Raw genomic sequence first — 2,162 nt, 5'->3', positions numbered from 1 at the left:
TCGACGGAGAAGTCTGAACGGATGGCGAGCGCGACACGACCACGGCCCTTCGCATCCTTGTAGTGGCGGAGCTCAACTATGGAGCCAGGTGCTGAATCTCCTGTTGCATCGAGATCTTGAAACCGGATGTGATGGACGCGTCCGTCGACACCATCGACCACGGCATATGCCGAGCCCCGCAGTTCGTCGTCGAGCCCCCGCTCCAAAAGCCGACCGATAATAGGTTCGGCTGTCTGTCCAGCTGCAAGGACATAGTCGGCCGCGCCTCTCTCGACGCTATGGTCGGATATGCTGCGATGCATCCGTTTGATGATGTCGCCACGCTCGCCGAGCGCATGCAACGTCGTCTCAGCCTCCTCGGCAATGGTCCACTGGCCAGGACGTATCTCGCTGGCGAGGCCAAGCCGTTCCAACTTGCGCAGCCGCCCGATCTTAAGCGTGAGGAACTCGTCGGGCTGGTGGCTGCCAGGCGGCGCGAGATTGATGATTCCAAGGCGATCGGCATCGCGAACAAGCTGGCGGTCGAGCTGTGTCCAGCGCTCGGTGTCGATCTGCCGTTCGACTGTCCGGCGGATGTCCTTATCGGTCCGAGGCCCCAGCGTCTGGGTGAGGATGTCGCTTGCTCGGTCGCGCATGCCCTGGCGGATGTAGTCGCGTGAGATGACGAGGTTCTCGCCATCATCCGCCACGCCGCGCACAAGAATGTGGACGTGGGGGTGTTCGGTGTTCCAGTGATCGATGCCGATCCAGTCGAGTTTGGTGCCGAGGTCGCGCTCCATATCGACCATGAGGCCGCGAGCAAAACTCTTGAGGTCGCCCAACTCCTGGGCGTCATCAGGAGAGACAATGAAACGGAAATGGTGCCGATCATCCCTGCAGCGGTCCGAGAATGCATCATGATCAGCCTCGTCCCCGTCCGGTCCGAACATTTTTGCTTTCTCGCCGTCGCGCGACACACCCTCGCGACCAAGATATTTGAGATGGGCGGCGAGCGGCGTCGATCCCCTGAACTCCCGGACAACGCGTGCCTTTACGACGGCGCCGCGCGAGCGGCCGGTGATGAGGCGATTGGCGCGGATGCTCGCCGACCTGCCACGACCGAACGTCGAGGCGCGTGAGGAGATGACGTTTCCCTTGCGCGAGATATGTCCCCCTGCCCTTTGTGCAGCGGCCAGTGCCTGGAAGATGAAGGGGCGTGCACGCTGAGCGGCCCGGGAACGAATGCGGCCAGGACGGACCCGGAAATCGTCGTCACTTTTCATGGCCGCCGAGTCTGCGAGGTGCAGCTTTTCTTGAGAAATTTGAGAAATTGGTAATCGCGCACATCGCGGATTTGCCACGCACATCGCGGATGTGATGCGTAAGTCTTTGAAATCGAACGCACCGACCGAGCCGCACATCGCGGCCCTTTATCCTGCCATCCCTTCTCGCAATCCCTGCAAGCCAACGGTCCGCCGCAATTCCCGCGGCGCAACAGGCCGGAATGCGATTGACCAGGAATGCGCCAATCAAGCAATAGTCGTCTGTTGTAAGGACACTGCGTGATGGTCCATGATCGCGATGCAACAGGGATAAACATGTGACGCGGTCTTCCCGAAACGGAGCAGAAGCCAGTCTACTTTCCGAAGCCATTGCCGCGCTTCGTGAGCTGGTCTCACGCGCTCGGGGAGTCGACGACCGGTCGTTCGACGATGGCCATTCGGTTGATACATGGCGGAGCGATGAACTCGGTGCTGCCATAGAACGTGCCGAAGCTGTGATCGCCAAGGCGGACGCTGAGGCTGCTATAACCGCGGCCCCTGTTAAGTAGGAGGCCGCCGGATTGGCGCATCGGCGCCGTGCACTTGGTCCGATACCGCCAGGCTCGTCGAGAATTCTGTCAAGGCCTGGTGTCATGTGCAGACCCCGGACGCATACCCGCTGGCGGTACGAGCGCGGTGAGATCGCTGACCGCATTAACCGCTGGTGATCGCACGCTCGGTGAGCGGATCGCCGTGAACACAGTCTCGACGGGAACATCGATCGCGCGATCGCCTCGCGAAGGTGAGCTATTCCGTGTGTTTGCGACGTGCGCGAAAATCACTGAATCGAGTGCACTCGCCCTGCCGACTTTTGCCTTGCACGCGTCGAAATTGGAGCTGCGCCGTTGATTAGCGGTGCCA

Annotated in this window: 1 protein-coding gene; it reads right to left on the bottom strand. The window is 60.9% G+C overall.

What is annotated here, in order from left to right; genetic code table 11:
* A partial coding sequence (locus EN991_RS33580) for a relaxase/mobilization nuclease domain-containing protein (RefSeq protein ID WP_127370345.1) occupies nt 1-1,262 on the bottom strand: 1,262 nt, incomplete at its 3' end.
* Nucleotides 1,263-2,162 lie beyond the last annotated feature (900 nt).

The sequence above is a fragment of the Mesorhizobium sp. M7A.F.Ca.US.005.03.2.1 genome, assembly GCF_003997795.1.
GTDB lineage: Bacteria > Pseudomonadota > Alphaproteobacteria > Rhizobiales > Rhizobiaceae > Mesorhizobium > Mesorhizobium ciceri.
The sequence above is the reverse complement of the archived record's forward strand: the minus strand, read 5'-3'. Positions and strand labels throughout refer to the sequence as shown.